Annotated in this window: 15 protein-coding genes, 1 tRNA gene and 1 pseudogene; 6 read left to right on the forward strand and 11 right to left on the reverse strand. The window is 70.1% G+C overall.

Translation table 11 applies throughout. From position 1 onward, the window contains the following. Window positions 1-126 precede the first annotated feature (126 nt). Entirely contained in the window at window positions 127-2,568 is a 2,442-nt protein-coding gene (locus tag M2302_RS08420; RefSeq protein ID WP_280837349.1) for a transglycosylase domain-containing protein, read from the forward strand. Between the two features lie 63 nt (window positions 2,569-2,631). Here M2302_RS08420 and M2302_RS08425 read toward each other — a convergent pair whose 3' ends face one another. Beyond that, entirely contained in the window at window positions 2,632-3,087 is a 456-nt protein-coding gene (locus tag M2302_RS08425) for a GatB/YqeY domain-containing protein (RefSeq protein WP_280837350.1), read from the reverse strand. A 25-nt stretch (window positions 3,088-3,112) separates the two neighbouring features. On the opposite strand from M2302_RS08425, the gene M2302_RS08430 reads away from it, so the two are divergent. Together M2302_RS08430 and M2302_RS08435 are read left to right on the forward strand one after the other, a co-directional pair. Further along, window positions 3,113-4,006 carry a metallophosphoesterase gene (locus M2302_RS08430; protein WP_280837351.1) on the forward strand — a complete coding sequence of 298 codons (894 nt, stop codon included), beginning with the start codon at window positions 3,113-3,115 and terminating at the stop codon, window positions 4,004-4,006. An 86-nt stretch (window positions 4,007-4,092) separates the two neighbouring features. Next, window positions 4,093-4,169, forward strand: a tRNA-Pro gene (locus M2302_RS08435). A gap of 85 nt (window positions 4,170-4,254) precedes the next feature. Here the strand turns inward: M2302_RS08435 and M2302_RS08440 are convergent. From M2302_RS08440 to M2302_RS08450, 3 genes are all read right to left on the reverse strand, one after another. Beyond that, a complete protein-coding gene (locus tag M2302_RS08440) occupies window positions 4,255-4,512 on the reverse strand; it encodes a tyrosine-type recombinase/integrase (protein WP_280837352.1) in 258 nt (85 codons plus the stop codon). Between the two features lie 163 nt (window positions 4,513-4,675). Next, window positions 4,676-4,933: a hypothetical protein gene (locus tag M2302_RS08445; protein ID WP_348529410.1), complete on the reverse strand. Its 258-nt coding sequence runs from the start codon at window positions 4,931-4,933 to the stop codon at window positions 4,676-4,678. 169 nt (window positions 4,934-5,102) lie between these two features. Next, window positions 5,103-5,693, reverse strand: coding sequence for a hypothetical protein (locus M2302_RS08450; protein WP_280837353.1), 591 nt, complete (start codon window positions 5,691-5,693; stop codon window positions 5,103-5,105). A 357-nt stretch (window positions 5,694-6,050) separates the two neighbouring features. Between M2302_RS08450 and M2302_RS08455 the strand changes: the two genes are divergently transcribed. Then, on the forward strand, window positions 6,051-6,410 hold the full coding sequence (locus M2302_RS08455; protein ID WP_280837354.1) for a hypothetical protein: 360 nt from the start codon (window positions 6,051-6,053) through the stop codon (window positions 6,408-6,410). Between the two features lie 271 nt (window positions 6,411-6,681). On the opposite strand, the gene M2302_RS08460 is transcribed toward M2302_RS08455, so the two are convergent. Further along, window positions 6,682-7,908, reverse strand: a complete 1,227-nt coding sequence (locus tag M2302_RS08460) for an epoxide hydrolase family protein (protein ID WP_280837355.1) — start codon at window positions 7,906-7,908, stop codon at window positions 6,682-6,684. A gap of 372 nt (window positions 7,909-8,280) precedes the next feature. Between M2302_RS08460 and M2302_RS08465 the strand changes: the two genes are divergently transcribed. Further along, a complete protein-coding gene (locus M2302_RS08465; protein WP_280837356.1) occupies window positions 8,281-8,628 on the forward strand; it encodes a DoxX family protein in 348 nt (115 codons plus the stop codon). Between the two features lie 73 nt (window positions 8,629-8,701). On the opposite strand, the gene M2302_RS08470 is transcribed toward M2302_RS08465, so the two are convergent. The 5 genes and pseudogenes from M2302_RS08470 to M2302_RS08490 form a co-directional block, all read right to left on the reverse strand. After that, window positions 8,702-9,424, reverse strand: a complete 723-nt coding sequence (locus M2302_RS08470; protein ID WP_280837357.1) for a PKD domain-containing protein — start codon at window positions 9,422-9,424, stop codon at window positions 8,702-8,704. Between the two features lie 141 nt (window positions 9,425-9,565). Beyond that, complete coding sequence (locus M2302_RS08475; protein ID WP_280837358.1) at window positions 9,566-10,138, reverse strand: hypothetical protein; 573 nt, start codon at window positions 10,136-10,138, stop codon at window positions 9,566-9,568. Between the two features lie 465 nt (window positions 10,139-10,603). Continuing rightward, a pseudogene (locus M2302_RS08480) lies at window positions 10,604-11,050 on the reverse strand (SRPBCC family protein); the annotation flags it as partial. 241 nt (window positions 11,051-11,291) lie between these two features. Continuing rightward, on the reverse strand, window positions 11,292-11,702 hold the full coding sequence (locus M2302_RS08485; RefSeq protein ID WP_280837359.1) for a hypothetical protein: 411 nt from the start codon (window positions 11,700-11,702) through the stop codon (window positions 11,292-11,294). A gap of 122 nt (window positions 11,703-11,824) precedes the next feature. Beyond that, window positions 11,825-14,431 carry a DUF1565 domain-containing protein gene (locus M2302_RS08490; protein WP_280837360.1) on the reverse strand — a complete coding sequence of 869 codons (2,607 nt, stop codon included), beginning with the start codon at window positions 14,429-14,431 and terminating at the stop codon, window positions 11,825-11,827. Window positions 14,432-14,608: 177 nt separating this feature from the next. Here M2302_RS08490 and M2302_RS08495 point away from each other — a divergent pair, with 177 nt between their 5' ends. Next, window positions 14,609-15,715 (forward strand): ionic transporter y4hA, encoded by a 1,107-nt coding sequence (locus tag M2302_RS08495; protein ID WP_280837361.1) that lies wholly within the window; start codon window positions 14,609-14,611, stop codon window positions 15,713-15,715. Window positions 15,716-15,779: 64 nt separating this feature from the next. Here the strand turns inward: M2302_RS08495 and M2302_RS08500 are convergent, their stop codons facing one another. After that, window positions 15,780-18,377, reverse strand: coding sequence for a DUF1565 domain-containing protein (locus tag M2302_RS08500; protein ID WP_280837362.1), 2,598 nt, complete (start codon window positions 18,375-18,377; stop codon window positions 15,780-15,782). Window positions 18,378-18,472 lie beyond the last annotated feature (95 nt).

Genomic DNA, 18,472 nt, shown 5'->3' on the forward strand with positions numbered 1-18,472 from the left:
GTCACACGCAACCAGGTACCGGGGGTCGTGCGTTTAGCACAACGAGGTCGGCGCGCGCAGGAAATGGGGAAAGAACGCCCCAGCGCCCCTCGTTCCCTACTCGCGTACCCTGTCGAGGTGACCTGGATGCGGAAACGTGACCACAATGTCTTCACCAACGCCGCATCGCTGCTTGTCTGTGGCCTGCTGGCCGGCGTGGTGGTCGCGGCGGCGGCCTTCCCCGCGGTGGCGATGTCCGGCTTGGCCGCGAAGGCCGGCGCCGAGACCTTCGGCGCGTTGCCGAAGGAGCTGACCGTGGCCCGCGCGCCGCAGATCAGCTACCTGCTCGCCTCCGACGGCAAGACACCGCTGGCGACCATGTACGACGAGAACCGGCGGGACGTGGAGCTGGCCGACATCGCGCCGGTCATGCAGAAGGCGATCATCGCCGCCGAGGACCACGACTTCTACAAGCACAACGGCGTCGATCTCAACGGTGTCGCCCGTGCCTTCGTCAACAACCAGTCCGGCACCAACTCCCAGCAGGGCGCCTCGACGCTGACGATGCAGTACGTCCGGCTGGCCATCGCCTACTCGGCGACCCACCCGGCCGACGTGGTCGCGGCGACCGAGGACACCAGCGCCCGCAAGCTGCGCGAGATGCGCTACGCGATCCAGATCGACAAGGAGTTCTCCAAGGACGACATCCTGAAGCGCTACCTGAACATCGCCTCGTTCGGCAACGGCGCGTACGGCATCTACGCCGCCAGCCAGGTCTACTTCGGCAAGCCGCCGAGCAAGCTGAAGCTCGAGGAAGCGGCGATGCTGGCCGGCATGGTCAAGGCGCCGACCACCAACGACCCGACCACCCGTAGCGGCCGCCCGCTCGCCCTCGACCGGCGCAACTACGTGATCGACAACATGGTCAAGATCGGCGCCATCAACCAGCAGGAGGCCGACGCCGCCAAGACGGCCCCGATGGTGGTGAAGGACAAGCGCACCCCGAACGGCTGCGTCTCCACCAACGAGAAGGGCTGGGGCTTCTTCTGCGACTACTTCTACCGCTGGTGGCTGCAGCAGGAGACGTTCGGCTCGACCACGTACGACCGGGAGCGGCGGCTCAAGAGCGGCGGCTACACCGTCGTCACCACCCTCGACGCGCAGGCGCAGCGGGGTGCGGACCGGGCGGTACGCAAGGCGAAGAAGGAGACCGCCAAGGAGGCCGCCATGGTCGCCGTGGTGGAGCCGGGCACCGGCCGGGTGCGGGCGCTCGCGGTGAACCGGTCCTTCAAGATCGACGACCCGAAGAACCCGAAGAACAAGATCTCCAGCGACCCGGCGAAGGCCAAGAAGAAGATCCGCGGTAACTACCCGAACACGGTCAACCCGCTGCTCACCGGCGGCCAGGGCATCACCGGCTACCAGGCGGGCTCCACCTTCAAGATCTTCTCCATCGTGGCCGCCCTGGAGAAGGGCATCCCGCTCAGCTACACCATCAACGCCCAGCAGACGTTCAAGTCGGAATACATCATCGACAGCAGCTCGCCGGCCGCCTGCCCGGGCACGCACTTCTACTGCCCGAAGAACGCCGGCGGCAAGGCCGGCGGCGTGCAGAACATGTGGAGCGCCTTCGCCCAGTCGACCAACACCTACTTCGTCCCGCTCCAGCAGCAGGTCGGGGCGGAGAACGTGGTCGACGCGGCGAAGCGCCTCGGCATCCAGTTCCGGGCCGCCAACGACGCCAAGTTCGCCGGCACCAAGGACTCGGCCCACCAGTGGGGCGCCTTCACCCTGGGCGTCTCGCAGACCACCCCGCTGGAGCTGGCCAACGCGTACGCGACCCTCGCCGCGGACGGCAAATACTGCGAGCCGATCCCGGTGCAGGAGATCAAGGACCCGGAGGGCAACAAGCTCGACATCGCCAACCCGCGCTGCGAGAAGCGGGTCAGCACCGAGGTGGCCCGGGCCGCCGTGGACGCCGCCCGCTGCCCGGTCGGCGACAACTCCTCCACGAGCAAGTGCGGCGGCAGCCGTACCGCCCGCCAGGTGAAGACGATCGTCAAGGCGCCGGTGGCCGGCAAGTCCGGCACCACCGACTCGGAGAAGACCGCCGCCCTGGTCGCGATGACCAAGCAGTACGCGGTGGCCGGCATCATGGCCGACCCGGACTGGCCGCAGACCAACGTCAAGATGAAGCACAACCAGCCCGACGGCATCAACCCGCCGGTCATCGAGACGCTCCGCGCCGCGATGGAGGGCAAGGACCGGATCAACTTCGAGCCGCCCGGCAGGAAGATCTCCGAAGGTGACCAGCGCTCCATCCCCAGCGTCACCTGCCTGGACGTGGACGCCGCCAAGTCCAGGATCAACGGGGCCGGCTTCGAGGCGGTCGTCTCGAACGACAAGGTCGCGTCGAGCTGCCCGGCGGGCAAGGCCGCCGGCACCAGCCCGGGGGGCCGGACCATCAAGGGCGGCGTGGTCACCATCCAGGTGAGCAGCGGCGGCGGCACCCCGCCCGGGACCACCACGGGCCCCGGCGGCCCCGCCACCCCGCCGACTCCGGGCCGACCCCCTCGGCCCCGCGGCTGACCTCAGCACGAACGACGGGCGGGCACCCCTTTCGAGGGTGCCCGCCCGTTTCGCGTGTCGGGGTCAGAGGCCGAGCTGTCGGCGTACCTCGGCGGCCACCCGGCCCCCCTCGGCCTGGCCGGCCACCGCGGCCTGGGCCGCCTTCATGGCCGGGCCCATCTGCGCCTTGCCGGTGAAGCCGCCGGCCGCGAGCGCCCCCGCGACCAGCTCGGCCAGCTCCTCGTCGGAGAGCTGCTTGGGCAGGTAGCGGTCCAGCACCTCGCCCTCGGCGGTCTCCTTGGCGGCCTGGTCACCACGGCCGGCCTCGGCGAAGGCGGTGGCGGCCTCGCGCCGCTTCTTCGCCTCCTTGGTCAGCACCGCGAGCACCTCGTCGTCGGTGAGCTCGCGCTTGGCCTTGCCGGCGACCTCGGCGGTGCCGACGGCCGCGAGGGCCATCCGCAGGGTGGAGGTGGTCAGCTCGTCGCGCGCCTTGAGAGCGGCGCGCATGTCGGCAGTGAGGCGGTCCTTCAGCGTGCTCATGGACGGTCAAACTACCCTGAACGCCATGCGAAAGCGCACACTATTCCGCCTTGCCGCCGGAACCGTCGCCGCGGGCGCGGCCACCCTGGCGTACGCGTCGCTCGTCGAGCGCAACATGTTCACCCTGCGGCGGTACGACGTGCCGGTGCTGCCGGCCGACGCGGAGCCGCTGCGCGTGCTGCACCTGTCGGACCTGCACATGATGCCCGACCAGGCACGCAAGCAGCAGTGGGTGGCCTCGCTGGCCGCCCTCGACCCGGACCTGGTGGTGGTCACCGGCGACAACATGGCCCACCCCGACACAGTCGGCGGGGTGCTGCGGGCCCTGCAACCGCTGCTCGACTACCCGGGCGCGTTCGTCTTCGGGTCGAACGACTACACCGGGCCGGTCTGGAAGAACCCGTTCACCTACTTCCTGCCCGACCGGGAGTACACCGAGGGAGTCGAGCTGCCCCACGAGGAACTGCGGGACGTGTTCACCGGGGCCGGTTGGGCGGACCTGAACAACACCCGGACGTCGGTGAAGGCCGGCGGCCGCCTGGTGGAGTTGGTCGGCGTGGACGACCCGCACATCGAGCGGGACGACTACGACGCCGTCGCCGGGCCGGTCGCCGCCTCGGCCGACCTCGGCATCGCGCTCGCGCACTCCCCCGAACCGGCGGTGCTGGACCGGATGGCCGCGGACGGCTTCAGCCTGCTGCTCGCCGGGCACACCCACGGCGGCCAGGTCTGCGTACCCGGCTACGGGGCACTGGTGACCAACTGCGGGCTGCCCCGTTCGATGGCCCGCGGCCTGCACCGCTGGCCCGGCTCGGACTCCTGGCTGCACGTCTCCGCCGGCCTCGGCACCCACCCCACCGCTCCGGTGCGGTTCGCCTGCCCGCCGGAGGCGAGCGTGCTGACGCTCATCCCGCGCTGAGCCCCTGACACCTGCGCCCCGGGCCGGGTCGAGGGGTACCGAGTTTGACCATCGGACCGGGTGGGCTACTATTTGTCGGCACGCCTCGGGGTGTGGCGCAGCTTGGTAGCGCGCTTCGTTCGGGACGAAGAGGTCGTCGGTTCGAATCCGGCCACCCCGACCAGAGGCCAAAAGGCCAGGTGAGATCACCTCTCACCTGGCCTTTTGTCATACCCCCGGCGCTCTCGTCCATCGGCTCAGGCCGCCGGCTAGTCGGCGCTTTCGTCCTCGTCAGCCTCGAAAGTCAGCGGAAAGTCAGCAAACGAGTCCCTGACCTTCTCCGCGCCGGCATCGAAGGCGTGCGTGTACCGGTCCAGCGTGGTCGAGATCTGCTCATGCCCCATGACCCGGGCCACGTCGTTGATCGGTACGCCGTCCGACACCAGCCAGGTCGCGTACGAGTGCCGCAGATCATGGAACCGAAGCCCGCCCTGGGCAAGGCGTGAGACACGAGCCCGCGCGCTCATTGCCGCCGCCCTCGATCAGGATGGGCACGACAACGTCGCGGTGATGGTCATCGACATCGTGGACCAAGCACTCGACGGCCGCCGCTGATCGGTCAGCGAGGGAGTGCGCACTCACATGCCGAGTTGAGTGTGGCCGGGCCCGTCACGTCGACAAGTTCAGGGACTAGCGGGTGTGGTCGGCCGCTCGCGTGGATGCCTTGTGCTGGGGCATGGGTGGTGGAAGGGCGCGGTCCATCGCGTCAGCGGTGGCGTCCTGGCTTGTTGCGCGCACGCTGCGGGTGCGCTGGATCAGGACGACGCAGGCCAGCACGACCAGCGCTGCCCCGATCGATGCAGGGGTGACGGTCTCTGCGAGCAGTAGCGCGGACCAGAGCAGGGTGAGTACCGGCTGTGCGAGCTGGATCTGGCCGACCTGGGCGATGCCACCTCGGGCTAGAGCAGCAGTCGGGGCGGAATCGTAGGAATGACCCCCATGAAGCCGACCACCAAAAGGGCCCGCTAGGCATGAGTTGCTGTACCCCTGCCCCCGTCCGGAAGGCTAGATGGTCTGGCAACCGCACGACGAGGAGTTCATTTTGGCCCCATCGCTGTCAACTCTTGTGCGGCGGCTCGCACAAAGGCATTACCGCAGGGACCCAGACGCTGTCCTCAAGGAACACCAGGGACGTGGGCCGGACCTCTGTGACTCGCTTGTCATTAGTCTCGACCGACAGCTGCATCGACGCCGAAAAGGCTTTGTAAGCGATCGAACATTCAATCTGCAGCTTGACGTTGACTCGGACGGTGCCGCCGGAGGGCAACAGCTGGGACTGACCGATATCACGGATCAGGATGCCCGGCCCCTGCACCTTAACCCCACGGACCGTGACCGGCGCGGGACCAGCGTTGATCACCGCTACCTGCCCGTCCAAGTGAACGAGGCCCTCGACGGTCCGATATCCGCGACCAGCCGATACAGGGATGGTCATGAGTACGACCGAAGCATTCCGCTTCCGCTCTTCACGCGAGTCATGTAGCTCATTGACACCGAAACCGCTGAGGACACCACCAGCAACGAAAGCGGCGACGAGGCGCAGGACCATTTTCCGTCTGAGGGCAAAACGGCCATTGCTAATTCCTCCCGATCCGGCCAGCTCATGATTGCGCTCGTCCAGGGCGATCACTGCATGCTCCGCCGACATGGCAGCATCCTAGGGCTGCCTGACTGCGCGCGAAAGACTCAGGTCATCAATACACCAGTGGGTCCGTCCGAGGCGCTCGGGTGCTCGCCAGGTCAACGACGATGGCCGACACCGACCGATAGGGTTCTTGATCTTTGCAAGGCGGGGTCTGCAATCGCTCCCGGCCGGCGATTGGTGGCGAGCACCCGGCGTGCCATTAGCGTGCCATTAGGCGAGGACAACAGGGGCCAGCCGAGGCCACGAGAGACTGCCGAGACCAGGCCGCCAAGCCGGTGGCCTCCCGCAGATCGACAATTCCCAAGCTGGCAGTCCGAGCCCTGGCAGAGCGTGCCGAGGAACGACCAGCATGATGGCGATGTGAGTTTCGACCTCGTGGTTCTGGCCATGGCCCCGAACGCCAGCCTCGCCGAGGCCCGAGCGATGCTCGATCACTGCACCAGCGGACACCATCGTGACGGCGAGCTTGATGAGCACATCGTCGCCTTCTACGAGGAACTCCGGGCGCGCTATCCCGACGAGCCGCCGTTGCCCCCTGACTCGCCATGGATGTCTACTCCACTCGCCGTGGGCATCGACCACGTCTCGATGAACATCGCCTGGTCCGCGCGTGGCACCGAGGCGGTGGAGGCCGTACTGGCACTGACGCAGCGGCACGGCTTGGTCCTCTACGACCCCCAGGGCGACGAGTTCGTGGGCCTGCGAGCGGTGCGCTCGTAGCTGCGCCCAGCGCGTCAGCAGAAAGTCAGCGAACGCCTGACAGCGGTCCCCCATCAACGAGCCGCAGACGTCTGCCGACCCTGCGTCGTCGCGGCCGAGCGACAGCGGCCGATAGCGGATGACAGGATCGACGGCCGTTCGGGACGAAGAGGTCGTCGGTTCGAATCCGGCCACCCCGACCAGAGGTAAGTGAAGATCAAGGCCCCTCCTCGGAGGGGCCTTGATCCGTTCCTGGGGCTCACCGCTCCGCCGGAGGCAAGCGGCCGGCCGGCTAGCGGAGCGACCGGAAGGCGGTGCGCAGCTCTTCGGACAGGAGCTGTGGCTGTTCCCAGGCCGCGAAGTGCCCGCCCTTGTCGAGCTTGTTGTAGTGGATCAGATTGGAATACGCCTGCTCCGCCCAACTCTTCGGGGCCTGATACATCTCGTTCGGGAAGACGCTCACGGCAGCCGGGACGGAGACGCCCTTGGCGGCGAAGAAGGAGAGCTTGTTCTCCCAGTAGATGCGGGCCGCGGAAACTCCCGAGTTCATCAGCCAGAAAAGCGTGATGTTGTCGAGGACGTCGTCCCGCGTGAGGCCGACGGATTTCCCGGCGAAGGCCTGGCAGATCAGGTCCAGGCTGGCCGCGTCATGGTCGATCATGTAGCTCGCCAGCGCGATGGGCGAATCCGCGAATCCGGTCAGCGTCTCCGGACGCGTCCCCATCATGAGGGCGTAGGCGGAATGCTGCCAGAAGAAGGCGAGCTGCTCGCAGGTCTGCTTCTCCTCGGCGGAGAGGTTGGAGGGCAGCGAGGCCAGCGGGTTGGCGGCTCCGGTGACGCCGGTCTGGAGCAGCGTGTCGATGTCGGGTGGGACGACACCGGGCATGTTGGTGTGGATGCCGGCCAGTTCCGGAGGCGCCTGCAGAGCGATGACGTCCGTGATGAGCGCCCCCCAGTCGCCGCCCTGCGCGACGTATCGCGTGTAGCCGAGGCGCCTCATCAGCTCGGTCCAGGCGCTGGCGATGCGCTCCGGGCCCCAGCCGGGCTCGGTCGGCTTGCCGGAGAACCCGAAGCCGGGCATCGACGGGATCACCAGGTGGAAGGCGTCCGAGGCGTCCGCGCCGTGCGCCGTCGGGTCGGTGAGCGGACCGACGATCTTCAGCTGCTCGATGATCGAGCCCGGCCACCCGTGCGTGACGATGAGCGGCAGCGCGTCCTCGTGCTTCGATCGGATGTGGAGGAAGTGGATGTCCAGCCCGTCGATCTCGGTGATGAAATTCGGTACGGCGTTCAGCCGTGCCTCGACCTTGCGCCAGTCGTACTCCTTCTCCCAATAGCGGGCGAGCGCCTGGCTGGTCTCGAGCGGCACGCCCTGGGACTGATCGCGGACGGTCTGCTTCTCGGGCCAACGGGTGGCCGCGATGCGCGCACGCAAGGCCTTCAGCTCGGCCTCGGGAATCTCTACCGTGAACGGCCGAATTTCTGCGGTCCTCGGTCGCGCTTCGGTCTTGACAGCCATATGGCCACCTTCCGTTCGAGGTGATGAGAGGTCGAGCGGGAACCTTCTGCCTCGTACCGGGACAGACGGCAAGCACAGGGCTTGCCGCGCGAGGGCATTTCGATGACGGCGCTACCCGGACTTGCGGCAGGTCACAGAGGTGCACGGCCCATCTGCCCAGAGCGTAGGACGCCTCTTTACGGGTCGCGGGCCATACCACCGATCCCGCCCGGCGCTGCGGGCCGAGTCCGCCCGAGTGTCCGAATACCGGTCCCGCGGCGCTGATTCGTCACGTTCCTGGCGCCTGTCACAACCGCGCGCGGCCCGGTGTCAGTGCGGTGAGGAACCCCGGACGACCCGCCCGGGTGAGCCGAACACCGAGGAGCTCTCCTGATGTCCACCACGCACGTCGTCGTGACCCTGCTGGCCGCCGCCATGGTCGGCTTCTCCGCCGCCTCCGTCTTCCTCCGCGCCCCGTGGGTCGTGCAGCCGCTGGCCGACTACGGCGTACCCCGCTCGTGGTGGCCCTGGCTCGGCACCGCCAAGGCGGCCGGCGCGGCGGGACTGCTGGCCGGCCTGTTGGTGCCGGTCATCGGCGTGCTGGCCGGGATCGGCCTGGTGCTCTACTTCACCGGCGCCGTCGTCACCGTGATCCGGGCGCGCTCGTACTCGCACATCCCGTTCCCCCTGCTGTACGCGGCGCCGGTGGTCGGCTCCCTGGCGCTGCTGGCCGCCTCCTGAGCGGCGCGGAAGCCCCGGACAGGCCCCGGACGGCGCGGTCGCGGTGCGACCGGCCGTCCGGGGCGTCGACGGTTCAGGCGACCTTGACCGGCGCCGAGCGCAGTTCGTTGTCGTACGGGAGCGCGTCCCGGGCGTCGAGCAGTTCGGCGACTGCCCGGAAGGAGACCTTGCCCACGGCCAGGTCCTCCGCCGTGACCGTGTAGTCGATGACGAAGCGGGTGGTCTTCCCGCTGTCCGTCGCCGGTACGGGATGGGTGGACGATCCGACCGGCACGTAGCCGGTGGGGGTGCTCCGCTCGAGGTCGACCCGGACGTTCTCGTCGTACCGGGTGTTCCGGACCTGGACCGCGACCCCGATGGTCTGCCCCACCCGCGCCGTCGACGGCACGTTCAGCTTCACGATGGCGACGTCATGGGTCCGGACCGACACCACGTGGCTGACCGAGGCGGTGCGCCCGTCGAGGGTGCGCACGGAGAGCCGGACGGTCCAGTCGCCGTCACCGGGGAACCGGTGCACCGGGTACAGCTCGGTCGACGTCGTCCCGTCACCGAAGTCCCAGGCGAAGGAGCCGAAGCCGGCGCCGGCCGGGTCGTAGGCGGAGCTGCCGAGGCTGACCTGGTCGTACGAGCTGGGGTCGCCCGGGTAGTGGTAGAAATCGACGGTCGGGGCGGCCGCCACGTCGAGCTGGAAGGTGTGCGCGGAGCTGCCGTCCGAGCCCACCTGGAACAGGTACGTCCGGCCGGCCTGCGCCACGAAGGTCAACGGGTCGTAGTCGTAGAGGGACGTGTAGCCCATAAGGGACAACGCGGTCAGCGAGGAACCGGTGTAGGCGGCGATGCCCGCGTAGCCCGGGTTCGTCCGGGCCGTGATCGAGCCGGTGGTGGTCGGCGTGTACGCGTACCAGGCCGTGTAGGCGGAACTGACGTAGACCGAGGGCTAGCCGGTCTCGGCGGTCGCGCCGGCGTAGTCCCGGGTGTCGGCGTACGGCAGTGCGCCTACCGTGATCGCGTCGGCGAAGTCGTCGTTGGCGGGGGCCACGGCCTGGTCGAGCGAGAACCGCAGCGAACCGCCGGTGGTGTCGCCGAAGCCGCCGGTGCCGACCATGAGGTGGTACGTCGTGCCCGCGGTGACCGCGAAGCGGATCCTCGACCGCTGGCTGCCGTTGTCGTCGTTGCAGGCCACCTGCGTGAGGGAGCCCTGCTCACCGGTCCAGGCCGAGAGCACGCTGTAGTAGTCGCTGCCGTACGTGTGGGCCTCGACGCGGCCGTCCACGGTCGGGGTGAAGCTGAACCAGACGGACCCACGGTTGGCGCACCCGGTCGGGTCCGTCGGGTCCGTGGTGGCGCCGGTGGTGTCGATGGTGGTGGTGAAGGGAGTGGTCCCCACCGTCGTCGCGGCGGAGAAGTCGTCGTTCGCCGGTGCGGCGTAGGCGGCGGTCTGCCCCGCGACGAGCAGGGCGACCACCCCCGTGAACGCGACAGCGAGCCGGGCGACACTGCGTCTGATCACTGGAATCCTCCTGGGCCCCGTATCCCACCTGGATGGTGACCGTCCGACCGTACGGCGGCGGACGCAGCGGCATAGTTAAATGAACCACTGGTTCTGGTTAAGGGGCACAGGCGCGGGGCCCGGCGGTCCGACCGGTTGGTCGGTCCGCCGGGCCCCGCAGGGGATAAGTCAGAGCGGGCGGTTCGGCTCGCTGACCGGGCCACCGGGGTACGTGGTGGCGGCCGGGTCGGGCACGACCTCGACGTCGGTCACCACGTACTCGGTCTCGGTGGTGGTGGTCGTCGGCATCCGGTCCTCGTCGTCGCCCGTGCGGTGCTTGGCGGCGGCGATCCCGGCGGCGGCAGCGGCACCCGCGGCGGCGGCGCCGGCCGCGACCGCGGTGCCCGAGACACCGGCCTTGCCGCTGTCACCCTGGGACGACGCCGCGTGCGCGACGCCCGGCGTGCCCACGCCGTGCCCCTCGCCGACCGAGCCGCGCCAGGCGCCGGTCTCGGCGCCCCGGGACTCGATGAAGCTCTTGAACTTCTCCAGGTCGGACTCGGCCTGCTTCTCGACGATGTTCAGCTTGTCGCCGGTCTTCTCGACCAGCCCCTCCGGCTCGTACTCCAGGTGCAGCCGGACCATGGTGCGGCCCGCGCCCACGGGCTGGAAGTAGACGGCACCGGCGTTGGTGGCACCCTCGGTCGCCGCCCAGGCGACCTTCTGGTCGGGCACCTGCTCCAGGACCCTGGAGTCCCACTCACGCTTGACGCCGGCGATCTGGGCGACCCAGTGCATCCGCTGGTCGTCGAGCTGGCGCACCTCCTGCACGCCACCCATGAAGCGGGGGAACTCCTCGAACTGCGTCCACTGGTTGTAGGCGGTGCTGACCGGGACGTCGACTTCGATCGACTTCTCGACCACGGTGGTCATGGCAATCCTCCTCGTTCCGGTCGACCTCCCTCCACGCGGGAGGGAGCAGCGTTTCTCGTCCACCAGAATCCCTACCCACCGTCGGACGGCTGAACCGGAAAATGCCGGAGCCGGCGACAACGCGCTGGTCACGGGGGGTCGCCGGCTCCGGCCGTACGTCAGGACGCGGGCGCGATGAAGTAGCCCGCCTGGTCGACGATCAGGTCGGTCCAACCACTGCTCTGGTGGTACGCGCCGACCTTCATGCCCGTCCCGGTCCGCACGATCGCCAGGTTGGCGGCCGTCTCCCCGGCCACGAAGTTGACGTTCGAGGCGCCGCCCCGGTCTCCGGGTACACGGTGAGCACGCCCGCCGCGCTCGGCCTGGTGACCGTCAGGTTGAGCACGGCGGCGGTGGCGGCCGGGCAGCCGCCGGGGCAGCCGGTCCGCTGGGACGCAGGCAGGAGGGCGACCTTCTCCCGCGGGTTGAGCTGGCCGGTGAGCGTCCGGCCCTCCAGGCCGATGGACTGCCGGGTGTCGACGATGCGCTGCGGCCCGAGCGGCACGTAGCCGTCGGTGGCGCCGGAGGCGACCGATCCGTAGAAGCCGGCCAGGTCGTGCGTGGTGCCGGAGCTGGCGTTGTGGATGCTCACCTTCCCGGCGACGACCGGCACGATTGCCGCGGCAGCGTACCGGGGGATCGACGGGTCCCGTGGCCCCGTGGAACGGGCGTGACCTGAGACGGCACCGGCCACCCGCTGCGTAAGACGGGTGGCCGGTGCCGGTGTCGGTCCGATCAGGAGGCGGGTCCGATGAAGTACCCGGACTGGTCCACGACGGCGTGGGTCGTGCCCGCGCTGCTGTTGTACAGCTCGATGCCGGAGCCGACCGCGACCACGGCGGCGTTCGAGGCGGTTTCGCCCTTGACGAAGTTGACGTTCGAAGCGGTCGGCCGCGGCTGACCGCCCGGGTAGGCGATCAGCACGCCCGGCGCGGTCGGGCCGGTCACCGTCAGGTTGCCCACCAGAGCGGTCGGGGCCGGGCAGGCCGGCAGGCAGTTCTCCCCGGAGAGGAACGGCTGGAACCGTACGGTCTCGCGGGCCGAGAGCGGCACGGAGCCGCGGCCGGGAAGCCCGGTGCCGTTCCGGGTGTCCACGATCCGGGTGGGGGTGATCGGCACGAAGGTCTGGGTGGCGACCGGGCTGAACCAACCGGCCAGGTCGGCGACGACGTGGGTGGTGCCGGAGCTCTGGTTGTGGATGCTGACCCGGCCGTTCACCACCGGCACGGTGACCAGGTTGGGGATGGTCTGCCCGGTGACGAAGTTCAGGTTCGACGCGGTGGGCACCGCCGAGCCGTACGGGAAGACCTTGAGCACGCCGTTCGCCGTCGGCCTGGTGACCGTCACGTTGAGCACGGCGGCCGTCGCGCCGGCGGGCAGTCGGCCGGACAGGTCGAGCGGCCGGGTGCCGTTGGCCGGGACCGGGACGGCGGCGCCTTCGCGGGTGTCGAGCACCCGCACCGGCGACACCGGGGCGAAGCCGGACCCGGATTCCGCGTAGAAGCCCTGGAGGTCAGCGACCAGGTGGACGGTGCCCTGGCCAGAGTGGTGGAACGAGACGGACCCGTTGACCACCGGAACGGTGACCTGGTTCGGCACCGTCTCCTTGGCCACGAAGTTGACGTTCGACGCGTTCGACCAGCCGCCACCGGTCGGGTAGACGGTGATGAAGCCGGCCGCGGTCGGTTGGGTGACGGTCACGTTGAGCACGACCGCGCTGATGTCCGGGGTCGGAACCCCGGCGATGCTCTCGATCGGCAGGGAGATGGTGCCGTTCGCCGCCACCGGGGCGGCGTACTCGACGCCGATCGGGATCCGGGTGTCCAGCAGCCGGGTCGGTGCCACCGGCACGTAACGCGCGCCCACCTGCGTGCAGACCGGTGGGCCGTAGGTGCTGATCTGGCGGAAGTCGCTCTGGCTGGTCTGCACCTGCACGCAGGCGGAGCCGGCCCGGCGCACGGTGTGCTCCGCGGTGCCGGAGTCGCTGACCCGCCAGTACCGCTCGTCGGCGAACTTGTACGCGTACGCGGCGCGTTCCCGCTCGACCGGCCAGGGCGAGTGCAGGCCCGTCCGGGCGACCACGTCGAACGGGCCGCCACCGACCTTGCGTTCGAGTCGCACCGGGTCCTGAGTCGGGGTGCCCTGCACCTCCACCGCCCCCCGGTCGCGGTAGCCGCTGCCGGTGCCGGTGTTCGGGGCGGACGGGTCGTCGGCGTAGGAATTGTCGAGCAGGTCGGTGTCGAGGGCGCCCCGGGCTCCTGCGTCGGCGGAGTCCCGGGCCGGTGAGTTCGCACTGAGCACCAGATAGCTCCGCTCGCCGGCGGGGGCGGGGGTCGTCCACGATAGCTTCGGGTTCGCGATGATGTCGTGGGTGGCGTGCCCGGTCGCCTCGGTGAACGAGGCCAGCGTCGGGTACTGGCTGCCGGCCCAGACGTAGGGCAGCCCGCCGCCCAGGGGGTCGATCAGGTTGTAGTCGGTGCTGGTCTGCGGGGCGGACTCCGGGGAGACGGTGATGGCGGTGGCCTCCACCGAGTTCGGGCAGGCGGGGCGACGCTGCCGGTCGGTCACCACGATGTTGTTCCGGATCGAGGCGCCCGGCGAGGCGCCGGCCAACTCGATGCCGCGCCGGCATTCGGTGTTGAGGGTGTTGCCGGTGGCCGTCAGGCCGGGGGCGTTGGTGGCAACCAGGCCGGAGGCGTCGAGCTGGCTGGCGGTGACGGTCGTGTCGGTGACGCCGGACTCGACGGCGACGGACGGGCCGGCGAAGTCGCGGAGGAAGCTCCGGCTGAGGGTCACGTCGTCCGAGGCGCCGCTGATCCGCAGCGCGGTGGGCGCGTAGGGACCGGCCAGGACGGTGAGCTTGTCGAGGCGGACGCGGCTGGAATCCTTCACGACGACGCCGTCGACATAGCCGATGCCGTTCACGACGAAGCCCTCCAGCACCACGTCGTGCACACCGGTGACCTTGAGACCCCGGACCCGCGCCCACTGCCAGGAGACGTTGACCGCCCGGAACGTGATCGGCGCGGCCTCGGTGCCGGACCGGGTGAACGTCACGGTTTCCTGGTAGTCGCCCGGCTGCACCAGCACCGTCTGGCCGGGACCGGCCACCGCCGCCGCCTCCGAGATGGTGCAGAACGGCTTCTCTGCGCTGCCGTCCCGGGTGGCCGGGGTGCCGGCCGGGCACCAGACGTTGCTGACGTACAACTCACCGGCGGGCGCATCCGTGGCGGTGACCGGCGCGGGCGCCGCTACCGCTGCGGGCGCCGCCGGCCCCGCCAGGCCCGCACCGGCGAGCAGCAGTACGAGCGCGAGCCGCGCCAGCATCTGTCCGGTTGTCATCAACCACCCCCGTGATCAAGTCTTCGGCGCGCAGCGTACACCGACGGGCACCGATGCCAGCAGCACCGAAAGGGTCGTCGGCGGTGCCGTTTCGGCGGTCGGACAGGCGGCGCTGACGGCGGGTGTCAGAGCGCTGACCCTCGGCGTTCGGTCGGCTCGCCTGGCATTGTTGACGGCATGATCGCGCTGATTCGATCCCGTTTGACCAACTGGACCGTATTCATACCCATCCTCGCGGTCGTGCTGCTCGTCCTCACCTGGGGTCGCGACCTCTCCGGGGTCGCGGTCGCGCTGCTGGCCGCCTTCCTGGCCGGCGCGGTGCTCGCGGCCGTCCACCACGCCGAGGTGGTCGCGCACAAGGTCGGCGAACCGTACGGCTCGCTGGTGCTCGCCGTGGCGGTCACCGTCATCGAGGTGGCGCTGATCGTGACCCTGATGATCAGCGGCGGGGAGAAGACCCAGTCGCTGGCCCGGGACACCGTCTTCGCCGCCGTGATGATCACCTGCAACGGCATCCTCGGATTGTCCCTGCTGATCGCCACGCTGCGCCGCCGGGTGGCGGTGTTCAACTCGGAGGGCACCGGCGGGGCGCTGGCCACCGTGGCCACCCTCGCCACCTTGAGCCTGGTGGTGCCGAGCTTCACCACCAGCCGCCCCGGCCCCGAGTTCTCCCCCGCCCAGCTGGCCTTCGCCGCGGTGGCCTCACTCGCGCTCTACGGGCTCTTCGTCATGGTGCAGACCGGCCGGCACCGCGACTACTTCCTCCCCGTGACCAGCGCGGGCAGGCTGCTGGACGGCGACGGCGACGCGCACGCCGACCCGCCGTCGACGCGGACCGCGCTGGCCAGCCTGGGCCTGCTGCTCGTCGCCCTGGTCGCCGTGGTCGGCCTGGCGAAGACCGTCTCCCCCGCCATCGAGGCGGGCGTCGCCGCCGCGAACCTCCCGCAGGCCTTCGTGGGCGTGGTCATCGCCCTGCTCGTGCTGCTCCCCGAGACCCTCGCGGCGGCCCGCGCCGCCCGGCGGGACCGGGTGCAGATCAGCCTCAACCTCGCCCTCGGCTCCGCCATGGCCAGCATCGGTCTCACCATCCCGGCGATCGCCCTCGCCTCGATCTGGCTGGAGGGACCGCTGCTGCTCGGCCTCGGCGGCACCCAACTGGCCCTGTTGGCGCTGACCGCGGTGACCGGAGTGCTCACCGTCGTCCCCGGCCGGGCGACCGTCCTGCAGGGCGGGGTCCACCTGGTGCTGCTGGCCGCGTTCGTGTTTCTCGCCGCGAGCCCCTGACCGGCGGGCCCAGCATGCACAGCGGCCGCGCCCCTCGTCGGGGCGCGGCCGCTGTCGGACCAGGTCAGTACTGCGGTGCGATGAAGACGCCCGCCTGATCGACGACCGTGTGGGTGGTGCCCGAGCTGCTGTTGTACAGCTTCAGCCCGCCGTCGGAGCCGACGATGGCGAGGTTCGACGCGGTCTCGCCGGCCACGAAGTTGACGTTCGACACCGTCGGCCGCGCCTCGTCCGCCGGGTGCGCGATGAGGACTCCGGCGGCGGTCGGCCGGGTGACGGTCAGGTTCGCCACCACCGCGGCGGGCGTCACGCAGCAGGCCAGGTTGTTGGCGTACGGAGCGACGGTGATCGTCTCACGCGGCTGGAGCGGCGTGGTGCCCCGGTTGTACACGCCCGTGCCGTCCCGGGTGTCGGCGATCCGCAGCGGACCGTTCGGCACGTAGCTCAGCTGGCCGTCCGGCCCGAAGTGGCCGGCCAGATCCACGATCACGTGGGTGCTGCCGGAACTGGCGTTGTGGATGCTCACCTTGAGGTCCGTCACCGGCACGATCACCAGGTTCGGGATGGTCTGGCCGGTGACGAAGTTCAGGTTCGACGCGGTCGGCACCGCCGAGCCGTACGGGAAGACCTTCAGCACGCCGTTGGCCCGCGGCCCGGTGACCGTGACGTTGAGGGCGACCGCGGTGGCGGCCGGGGAGACCTTGAGGTCCAGGTCGAGCAGCCGGGTGCTGTTCGGCGCGAGGGCGCCACCCGCGGTACGGGTGTCCAGCACCCGCTTCGGGGTGCCGACGGCGAAGCCCTGCCCGGCGGCTCCGTACCAGCCCTGGAGGTCGGCGATGACGTGGACGGTCCCGCTACCGCTGTTCCGGATCCTGATCTTCCCGTTGGTCATCGGCACGGTCGCCAGGTTCGGCACCGTCTCCCGGGCCACGAAGTTGACGTTCGACGCGCTGGGCGCGCCCGGGGCGTCCGGGTAGACGGTCAGGAACCCGGCGGCCGTCGGTTGGGTCGCGGTCACGTTCAGGACGACCGCGCTGATGTCCGCCGCCGGTACCCCGCCGATGCTGTTGATGGGCAGCACCACCTCGGAGTTGGCCGGTACCGGGGTGGTGGTGGCCACCCCGATCGCCGACCGGGTGTCCAGCAACCGGGTCGGTGCCATCGCCGTGTAGTGCGCGCCGAGCACCACGCAGGACCGCGAATCGCTGCCTTCGCTGGTTCGGAAGTCGCTCCAACTGGAGCGCACCCGCACGCAGGTGCTCCCCGCCCGCCGGAACCGGTGGTCCACGTCGAGCGACGACCGGCCGGTCCGCCAGAGGGGGGAGTCGTCGTACTTGTAGGCGAACCGGCCGCCCGGCCCGTCGGTCGTCCAGTGGAAGCTCGTGCTGGCCCGGAGCTTGGTGTCGAACGGACCCGCGCCGATCGTCCGGTGCAGCGGCTCGGTCTTCGAGTTGGTCCCCTGAACCCGCTCGACCGCGCCCCGGTCGTGGAAGCCGTTGCCGGTGCCGGTGTTGTTCCATGTCGGATCGTCGGCGTGAGGATTCCCGAACAGGTCCGTGGCCGGTACGCCACGCGCGGTCGCGTCGGCCGAGTCCACCGCCGGGGAGCTCTGCTTCAGCCGGATGTAGCCCCGGTCGCCGCCGGCCGCGAGGTCGAGCAGCGGGTCGGCGGCGATGTCGTGTCCGCCCTGACCGGTGGCGGCCCGGAAGCCGTCCAGGGTCGGGTAGGTGGTGCCGGCCCAGGCGTACGGGGCCCAGCCGGCGGTCGGGTCGATCAGGTTGTGGTGGCTGGTGGTCTCCGGCACCGACTCCGCCGACACCGCGACGGCCACCTCGGCGACCGGCTTGGCGCAGGGCCCCTGCTCGGCGTAGGGCTTCACGATGTTGTTGGCGATGACGGTGCCGGGCGAGGTGCCGGTGACGTCGAGGCCGGGGCCGCAGTAGGTGACGACGGTGTTGTTGGTGACGGTGGTGCCGGGGGCGTCGGTGAACACCAGGCGGCCGGCCGGCACCTGGTTGGCGACGACCGTCGTGCCGGTCACGCCCGCCTCCACGGCCAGCCCGACCTTGGCCAGACCGTGCAGCCAGTTCCGGCTGACGGTCACGTCCCGGGACGCCCCGGTGATCCGTACGCCGACCGGGGCCAGCACCTGGCGGACAGCCCCACCGTCGAGGGTGACCCGGGACGAGCCGTCGATCACGACGGGCGGGCTCTGACTGTCGCCGTAGACGGTGAAGCCCTCCACGACCACGTCGTGCACCTGACGGAAGGTGAAGATCGTGCCGGTGACGGAGGTGGTGTTGAAGCGGCCGACCCGGACCATCCCGTCGGGGAGGTTGACCGCGCGGAACGTGATCGGCGCCGCCTCGGTGCCGGACCGGGTGAAGGCGACGGTTTCCGAGTACGTCCCCGGCTGCACCAGCACCGTCTGGCCGGGCTGCACGACGGCGGCGGCGGCCGAGATGGTGCAGAACGGCGCCTTCGCGCTGCCGTCGCCACCCGGCGCGCAGGCCGTGCCGCTGACGTGCAGCTCCGAGCCGGTCGAGGCCGCCGCAGCTGCGGTCGGCGCGGGCGCCGCGACGGCGGATGCCGGCGGTGCCACCAGACCCCCGGCCCCGATCAGGGGTACGAGCGCGAACAGGGATCGGGCAGGTCTTCTCATGGACACCCCGTGACGATGAACGAATGACGTGCCGGGGCAGCGTACCGCGGTCGATATGTGGCGGACGGCCACCGGACGGCGATGTGGACGGTGAC

The organism is Micromonospora sp. A200, assembly GCF_029893845.1.
GTDB classification, from domain to species: Bacteria; Actinomycetota; Actinomycetes; order Mycobacteriales; family Micromonosporaceae; genus Micromonospora; species Micromonospora purpureochromogenes.

Coding starts and splice junctions, on each gene's coding strand:
- M2302_RS08460 (WP_280837355.1), bottom strand. CDS start 7,908: ATGGCTGTCAAGACCGAAGCGCGACCGAGGACCGCAGAAATTCGGCCG.
- M2302_RS08465 (WP_280837356.1), top strand. CDS start 8,281: ATGTCCACCACGCACGTCGTCGTGACCCTGCTGGCCGCCGCCATGGTC.
- M2302_RS08425 (WP_280837350.1), bottom strand. CDS start 3,087: ATGAGCACGCTGAAGGACCGCCTCACTGCCGACATGCGCGCCGCTCTC.
- M2302_RS08430 (WP_280837351.1), top strand. CDS start 3,113: ATGCGAAAGCGCACACTATTCCGCCTTGCCGCCGGAACCGTCGCCGCG.
- M2302_RS08440 (WP_280837352.1), bottom strand. CDS start 4,512: ATGAGCGCGCGGGCTCGTGTCTCACGCCTTGCCCAGGGCGGGCTTCGG.
- M2302_RS08495 (WP_280837361.1), top strand. CDS start 14,609: ATGATCGCGCTGATTCGATCCCGTTTGACCAACTGGACCGTATTCATA.
- M2302_RS08470 (WP_280837357.1), bottom strand. CDS start 9,424: ATGGGCTACACGTCCCTCTACGACTACGACCCGTTGACCTTCGTGGCG.
- M2302_RS08450 (WP_280837353.1), bottom strand. CDS start 5,693: ATGTCGGCGGAGCATGCAGTGATCGCCCTGGACGAGCGCAATCATGAG.
- M2302_RS08490 (WP_280837360.1), bottom strand. CDS start 14,431: ATGACAACCGGACAGATGCTGGCGCGGCTCGCGCTCGTACTGCTGCTC.
- M2302_RS08420 (WP_280837349.1), top strand. CDS start 127: ATGCGGAAACGTGACCACAATGTCTTCACCAACGCCGCATCGCTGCTT.
- M2302_RS08500 (WP_280837362.1), bottom strand. CDS start 18,377: ATGAGAAGACCTGCCCGATCCCTGTTCGCGCTCGTACCCCTGATCGGG.